Below are 6338 nucleotides of genomic sequence, written 5' to 3' on the forward strand. Positions count from 1 at the left end.
CCTGCGTTACGGGACCCTAACGCTCGTAGACCTGGTCGGTCTTCATCATGGTTTGGGCTTTGTGCCAGATGGTGTGCGGCGTGTCATGCCGCACCTCCCGTGGTCGCATCTCATAGCGATCGGTCACACCGCCCAACACATCGACGGCGAACACCTCTTCGGAAATCTCGATGGCATCGGCTGGGCAGATGGCTTCGCAGCTGCGGCATTTCACGCAGTCGCTCGGACGGTGCTCCACGCCGAAGACGCCATCGCCGTCAGCGAATTTCGCCAGCGCGCCAGTGGGGCAGAAGACGGCGCACATCTGACAGGACGTGCAGTGTTCGGGATGAATGATCACATGGCCCCATAACCGCGTATCCACCATGACATCCTCCGGTTCGCCGAGAGCGGCCAAGTCGTCGAGCAAGCGCTCGCGCCGATCGGGAACGAAATGGGGAAGCGTGCCGTCGTCCATCACCTTCAAATAAGAGGCCGGAGGGCGCTCCTCTCCTTCTGCGTCCCCAAACGGTGCCGCCTTTCCCAAGGCCTCGGCCATGGCCTGCTCGGCCACGAGCGCACCGGCGCGTGCCGCCGTCTGGGCCCCTTCCGCAAAGAGGGCGCGGCGATCACCATCGTAGTCGGCCGCCTTCTTTACCGCAGCGGGCAGCTTGCCCGCAAAGCGCACGACCATGGGAGCGCCCCACAACGAGAGGAGTCGGCCCGTCGTCTCCGCGACCGCATCGGCGCAGGCACGGCCGCGCCGATGAGCGCACCGCTCGCAATCGCCGTGGATGAGCGTCACCTCGGCTGACCCCTGAGCCGCCAGGTGCACGAGCAGCGACTCGTCCACGCGCCCCAGGCATTCCACGCGCACGACCATGGACTCGTCAAAGCGTCCGCGGGCCCGGTCGAGCAGCGTGCCGCAGCCGATGGCCACCCTGCCGGCACCGGCGTCAAGAGCCGCGTCGCACGCCGCCTCAAGAGCCGCGTCACCCGGATGATGCGCCTCTAGCGCGCAGGTGGGGCACACGGTGGCGCAGGTTCCGCAGCCGATGCACTGCTCGGGGGACACGGAAAGCGACGCGCCGTCGTAGGAGATGCAGCCCGACGCGCACGCCTCGGCGCAGCGCAGGCAGTCGGCATGGCGGTTGCGCACGAGCACGCAGCGCTCTTGGTGGACGGTGATGTACGGGCTTTCCAGCTTGCCGATAAGTCCCAACATGGTGTCGATGCTCGCCATGGCTTCCCCCTTGTCCTCGGTGGTTTCCGCCATCATAAAGGCCATTTCATAGGCGAAATCATAGGAGCCATATTATTCCGCCTATGAAAGCCCTCCTACACTGAGCCGCGTACTTGGGGAATCGAGAGAAGGAGGGATCATGGCCTTGCTGAGACCGTCGCTGACGCTCGTGCTCGATCTTGACGAGCGCGTCGCCGCCGAGCAGACCATCCTCGAGATCAATCGAAGCTACGCTCATATCGGCACGCCGGTTATTCGCACCCATGGGGAGCCGGAGCTGGACGCACCCGTGCGCAACACAGCGCGCCTGATCGTGAATATGGGCACCTATTCCTATTTGAATTCCGCCGACGAGGGAGCCGATGAACGGTGGAATGCCATCGTGGGGCCCTGGATCGGCAACATGCTGCGCAAGATCGGGAACAACATGAAGGTGTTCAACGACCGCCAGCGCAAGATCGGCTACCCGGAGGTATTCTTCGACACGCTGGACATCGAGCTGGGCGGAAGCGCCTTTACCGTAGCGGTGCGGCCCCAGGGTGCCGGTGCGGTGTCCGAAGAAGCCGCTGTCCTCGTAAGCCGCGCCCGTGCGCTGCGCAACGACGGCACCTTCGCCGGCGCCGTGCGAGTAGAGCTGCCTTGTGCCGAAGATTGGGCCGCCCAACGCGCCGAAGCTTGGGAGGCGTGGATCGTCGAGCACCCGGAGGCCGAGGAAGACACGGCAGACGACGCCGATAAGGAGGCCGGCACGGTGTCGGAAGCGGCCAAGGACGCACCGGCAAAGACCCGCGAGGAGCTTCTGGCCGAGGACATCATCGCCAAGAGCTACGAGAACACCGCCGTGCCGCCGACCGACTCCGATGCACTGCCGCGCCCGGAGCGGGTTCAGGAAGAAGAGGAGGAGCCCTTCGACTTCGCGGTGGATTACCGCCGCTGGGCAGTCATCGGCGCCGACGGCACCACGCGCATCTGGGATGCCGACGCCAGCTCCTTCGAGGACTAGCGAGGCCGACCATGGCTGAGACCGCCGAGCACGCCGCGCGCATCCCGGGAGTGCACGCCCTCGTGAAGTGGGCGAGCCCCGCGGCCGAGGTGCAGGGCATTGCCGCCGGGGCCGCCGTGCTCCTGCGCGACAAGCTCGTCACGCCGCGACGCTTGGGATTCGCCGTACCGAACCGCACCTGGGCCGGCCAGCTCGCCCGCGCCTGCGAGGCCATGGGTCTGCGCGCCGACATCGCCGAAGGCGAACCTGCCGCCGAGCGCACCCGCGCCGTCATCTTCGACTTCCGCGCCCCGGCGAGCGGGTTTGCGTGGCTGTTCGTGGTGGGATGCACCGAGGGCCTGCTGCCCACGGCCGCGGCCCTTGGCGGCAGCAATGCGGCCGAGGGCGCTCTAACCGAGCAGCGCGAAGCCTTCCGGCGCCTCTGCGGTGCAGAGGGAACCCACGTGGTGCTCTCGTATTTCTGCGAGGCCGAGGCCGCCCTGGCCGATCAGATCCGCCTTCCCTCGCTTCGCACCGTCCAGCGCGGGGGCATCCCCTTCGCACGCCTGTCCCCCAGCCGCTTTGTCGGCGAGATGGGCCAAGCCCGACCCACGACCGTCGGCGGCCAGCGCTTTCTGCGCGACGCCGGCTTGAACTAGAGAGGAGAACTCCCATGAGCGCACCGGATCTTTCCGCGTTCAACTTCAGCTTCGACCCGACCCTGGACACCTGGGCCATCGACGAGGGAAGCGACCGCGAGCTTGACTCGTCGGAGATCTTCCTGCCCAACGTGGAGGGTCGCAGCGAGTTTCTGCCCCCGGATGCCGACCGTATGCCCGTCATCGAGAACATGGTGAGCCTGGACAGCCCCGCCTGGGCCGCCCGTCCGGCTATCGAGCGCACCCGCGAGCTCTTCTCGCAGATGCGGCCGCACCGCGCCGTGCTGCTGGGCCTGCTGGCCGCCTGCGAACAACCCCAGGCCACGAGCTCTCTGAAGGAGGCTGTCGAGCGTATCAGCGGGCGCAAGTTCTCGGTGTACAGCCCTTCCAACTTCTGCACCATGCTGGAAGCGGCCGGCGCCCTGGAGCGCGTGACGGCCGACGGTGCGCCCTACGATACCGAGACAGCGGCGCCTGCCATCGTGGAGGTAGATGGGCAGGAGTTCTGGCAGCCCACCACCCCGCCGCCGGTCTGCTGGCGCACCACCGAGGCGGGGACGGCCGCGCTCGCCGAGGACGACCCCGCAGAGCGCATCGAGCGCCTCTTTGCCCGGGAGCCTGAGTTCTTGCCGGTATACAAGCGCATCCTGCTCATGGCCGACGAGGCGGCGGGCACGTCCATGGGCCTTATGTCCGTGGCCGTGGACACCGATCCGGCCGTGGCGGATAACCGCCGCTTCTACGTGCAGCACTTCGTGGAAAGCCTGGAACGTGCCGGGGCCTTCGTGTGGAGCGACGGCGCCTGGCACACCACCGAGGCGGGCCGGGCGGCGCTGGCCGGAGCGCTGGCCGCGGTAACCGATACCTACGAGGTACCGGCGCTCGAAGACGCCACCTGCGCGGACGTGCCCACCACCACCGATGGCGTGAACTGGTAAGGAGGAGCCATGACTGAGGAGATTTTGGAAGAGGCGGCGCTCACGACCGCCGAGTTCATCGCCCTGTTCAACCAGCGGGCCGCCACCTACGGGCTGCTCTCGCGCCTGTACGCCAAGGAGGTGGACGAAGCGCTGCTCGCCGAGCTCCACGGCACCCTGTGGCCCGTCAGCTCCGGCAACGACGACACCGACGCCGGCAACCGCCTCATCGCGAGCGCCTTGTCAGGCCTGTGGGAGAACACCCTCACCGAGCTGGCCGCCGACTACATGCGCGTCTTCTTCGGCCACGGCTACTCGGGCCATGCGGCCGCCTACCCCTTCGAGAGCGTGTATTCCAGCGAGAAGCGCCTGCTCATGCAGAGCGCGCGCGACGAGGTGCTGGCCCTGTACCGGGCCGCGGGCCTTTCCAAGCAAGACAGCTGGAAGGAAGGCGAGGATCATATCGCGCTTGAGCTGGAGTACATGCAGATTCTCTCCGAGCGCACGGCCCGGGCCCTGCGCGCCGGGAAGGACGACGAGGCCGCATTGTGGGTGCGCTCGCAATACCACTTCTTCGACGACCACCTCTTCGCCTGGGCACCGCTTTTGACCGCCGAGATGAAGAAGTTCGCGAAGACCGATTTCTACCGGGGACTCGCCTTCCTGACGGAGGGCTTTCTCGATACCGACCGCGAGGTTTTGGAAGACCTCGTCGCCGAAGATTAGAAGAGGCGCCGAGAAGACGGCGCGGGCAACAGAGGAGAGAGCATGGGAGACGAGAGGAAACGAGCAGGCGCGGGCCTGTCGCGCCGCACCTTCGCCTTAGGTGTGGGCGGCGGTTGCGCGCTTCTGGCCATGGGGGCGCTTAAGGTGGTGCCGGCAGAGGCCCAGGTGCGACCGCCCGGCGGCCAAGACGAGGAGCGGCTCATCGCCGGCTGCATTCGCTGCGAGCGCTGCGTGGAGGCCTGCCCGCGAGGCGCCCTGCGCCCGGCGCACCTGGAAGACGGCATCGTCTCGGTGCGGACGCCCACCTCGAACTTCAACGAGGGCTGGTGCGATTTCTGCGACGAGGAGAACGGCGGCGCACCGCTGTGCGTAGCCGCCTGCCCCACCGAGGCTTTGACCCTCGCGCCTGATGCCACGGCCGAGTCCGTCATCATCGGCAAGGCCGTGCTCATCCGCGACTGGTGTTTGGCGTGGTACCGCGACAACGGCTGCCGCTTCTGCTACGACGCCTGCCCCTACGAGGCCATCGAGCTGGACGACGCGGGGCGCCCCGTGGTTCTGGCAGATGCCTGCAACGGCTGCGGCGCCTGCCAGAACGTGTGCGTGTCCCAGAAGGAAGGCTCCTACGCCGCCGGCGCCACCTCGCGCGCCATCATCGTCGTCCCCGAGAGCGAAGCCTGAAGGAGCCCGCTATGAGTCAGAAACTGCGCATCATCGTTCCGCTCGGCCTGCTGGCAATCGCTGGCGTGGCCTTCGCCGCCCATGCCAGCGTGGGCACCCTGTCGGCCATCGGCTGGGAGTCCATCTCGCTCATCTGCCCCATTGGCGCTTTGGGAACCATGCTCGCCTCCAAGATGGTCGTGCCCCGCGCCGTCATCTCCGTGGTGCTGGCCGTGGCGGCCATCCTACTGTTAGGCCGCGCCTTCTGCGGCTGGCTATGCCCCGTGCCCGTCGTGAGCAAGCTGCGCGGGCTCTTCAAGAAGGGCGGCGGAAAGGACGTCGCCGGCACCGAGGCGCCTGCCAGCACCACCCCGCTTTCGACAGAAGAGAAGCAGGCGCTGAAGACCTCCTGTGCCGGCGGCTGCGCCTCGTGCGCCGACCGCAAGCCCGCCGACTCGCGCCACTTCATATTGGGCGGCACGCTGCTGTCGGCGGCCATCTTCGGCTTTCCTGTCTTCTGCCTGGTGTGCCCCGTGGGCCTCTCGTTCGCCATGATCTTCCTGCTCATCGCCCTGTTCGGCGGCGGCGATGTCACCTGGTCGGTGGTGGCGGTGCCGGTGCTGTTGCTCCTCGAGGTGGTGTTCTTCCGCAAGTGGTGCTCGCATTTGTGCCCCATTTCCTCGTTCATGAGCCTCATCGGCCGCGCGAACCGCACCTTCCAGCCGGCTATCGACGATGAGCTGTGCCTGGAAACCGCCCATGGCGCCACCTGCGGTCGCTGCGCCGAGGTGTGCGAGGCGGCCATCAACCCCCGCCACCCCGAGCTCGGCACCACGTTCAACGAATGCACCCGCTGCCGCGCCTGCGCCGATGCATGCCCCGGTCATGCCATCACCTTCCCATTGATCGCACGGAAGAAGGTCGGCGCTCCAGCCTTTGAGGCCGACACGGAACGCACCGCACGCGGTGTTGCCGCAGCATCGGAGGCAGAGCTAGACGAGCCGGCCGGCACCCTGTCCTAGCCTCCTTCCCCGGGATAAGCTGGGGCGCACGGTGCGGACGCCTTCCCCATTATCGGGCGCCCGCATCATCCCCCAGCCTCTCCCTGATCGGCCTTTCCCCTCCCACGACACAGTATCTTATACACATCTCCGATCCCACGAAAACACCAC

At 67.1% G+C, this 6338-nt stretch carries 7 protein-coding genes; 6 read left to right on the top strand and 1 reads right to left on the bottom strand.

What is annotated here, in order from left to right:
- Nucleotides 1–16 precede the first annotated feature (16 nt).
- The gene (locus tag Q5064_RS06605; protein ID WP_302963190.1) at nucleotides 17–1222 is read right to left on the bottom strand and encodes a 4Fe-4S dicluster domain-containing protein; all 1206 of its coding nucleotides are present in this window, start codon (nucleotides 1220–1222) and stop codon (nucleotides 17–19) included.
- Nucleotides 1223–1361: 139 nt separating this feature from the next.
- Between Q5064_RS06605 and Q5064_RS06610 the strand changes: the two genes are divergently transcribed.
- From Q5064_RS06610 to Q5064_RS06635, 6 genes are read left to right on the top strand one after another with little or no spacing between them, the layout of a single operon-like run.
- The gene (locus tag Q5064_RS06610) at nucleotides 1362–2225 is read left to right on the top strand and encodes a hypothetical protein (RefSeq protein WP_302963192.1); all 864 of its coding nucleotides are present in this window, start codon (nucleotides 1362–1364) and stop codon (nucleotides 2223–2225) included.
- 11 nt (nucleotides 2226–2236) lie between these two features.
- Complete coding sequence (locus Q5064_RS06615; RefSeq protein WP_302963193.1) at nucleotides 2237–2863, top strand: hypothetical protein; 627 nt, start codon at nucleotides 2237–2239, stop codon at nucleotides 2861–2863.
- A gap of 14 nt (nucleotides 2864–2877) precedes the next feature.
- Nucleotides 2878–3801, top strand: coding sequence for a hypothetical protein (locus tag Q5064_RS06620; protein WP_302963195.1), 924 nt, complete (start codon nucleotides 2878–2880; stop codon nucleotides 3799–3801).
- A gap of 9 nt (nucleotides 3802–3810) precedes the next feature.
- The gene (locus Q5064_RS06625; RefSeq protein ID WP_302963196.1) at nucleotides 3811–4506 is read left to right on the top strand and encodes a molecular chaperone; all 696 of its coding nucleotides are present in this window, start codon (nucleotides 3811–3813) and stop codon (nucleotides 4504–4506) included.
- A 42-nt stretch (nucleotides 4507–4548) separates the two neighbouring features.
- Nucleotides 4549–5187 (top strand): 4Fe-4S dicluster domain-containing protein, encoded by a 639-nt coding sequence (locus tag Q5064_RS06630; protein WP_302963197.1) that lies wholly within the window; start codon nucleotides 4549–4551, stop codon nucleotides 5185–5187.
- 11 nt (nucleotides 5188–5198) lie between these two features.
- Nucleotides 5199–6188: a 4Fe-4S binding protein gene (locus tag Q5064_RS06635; RefSeq protein WP_302963198.1), complete on the top strand. Its 990-nt coding sequence runs from the start codon at nucleotides 5199–5201 to the stop codon at nucleotides 6186–6188.
- Nucleotides 6189–6338 lie beyond the last annotated feature (150 nt).

Source organism: uncultured Adlercreutzia sp. (assembly GCF_958431955.1).
Classification (GTDB): domain Bacteria; phylum Actinomycetota; class Coriobacteriia; order Coriobacteriales; family Eggerthellaceae; genus Adlercreutzia.

Bases quoted from the DNA above. Each gene is read 5' to 3' on its own strand.
- Q5064_RS06605 (WP_302963190.1), bottom strand. From the start codon at position 1,222: ATGGCGAGCATCGACACCATGTTGGGACTTATCGGCAAGCTGGAAAGC.
- Q5064_RS06630 (WP_302963197.1), top strand. From the start codon at position 4,549: ATGGGAGACGAGAGGAAACGAGCAGGCGCGGGCCTGTCGCGCCGCACC.
- Q5064_RS06625 (WP_302963196.1), top strand. From the start codon at position 3,811: ATGACTGAGGAGATTTTGGAAGAGGCGGCGCTCACGACCGCCGAGTTC.
- Q5064_RS06615 (WP_302963193.1), top strand. From the start codon at position 2,237: ATGGCTGAGACCGCCGAGCACGCCGCGCGCATCCCGGGAGTGCACGCC.
- Q5064_RS06610 (WP_302963192.1), top strand. From the start codon at position 1,362: ATGGCCTTGCTGAGACCGTCGCTGACGCTCGTGCTCGATCTTGACGAG.
- Q5064_RS06635 (WP_302963198.1), top strand. From the start codon at position 5,199: ATGAGTCAGAAACTGCGCATCATCGTTCCGCTCGGCCTGCTGGCAATC.
- Q5064_RS06620 (WP_302963195.1), top strand. From the start codon at position 2,878: ATGAGCGCACCGGATCTTTCCGCGTTCAACTTCAGCTTCGACCCGACC.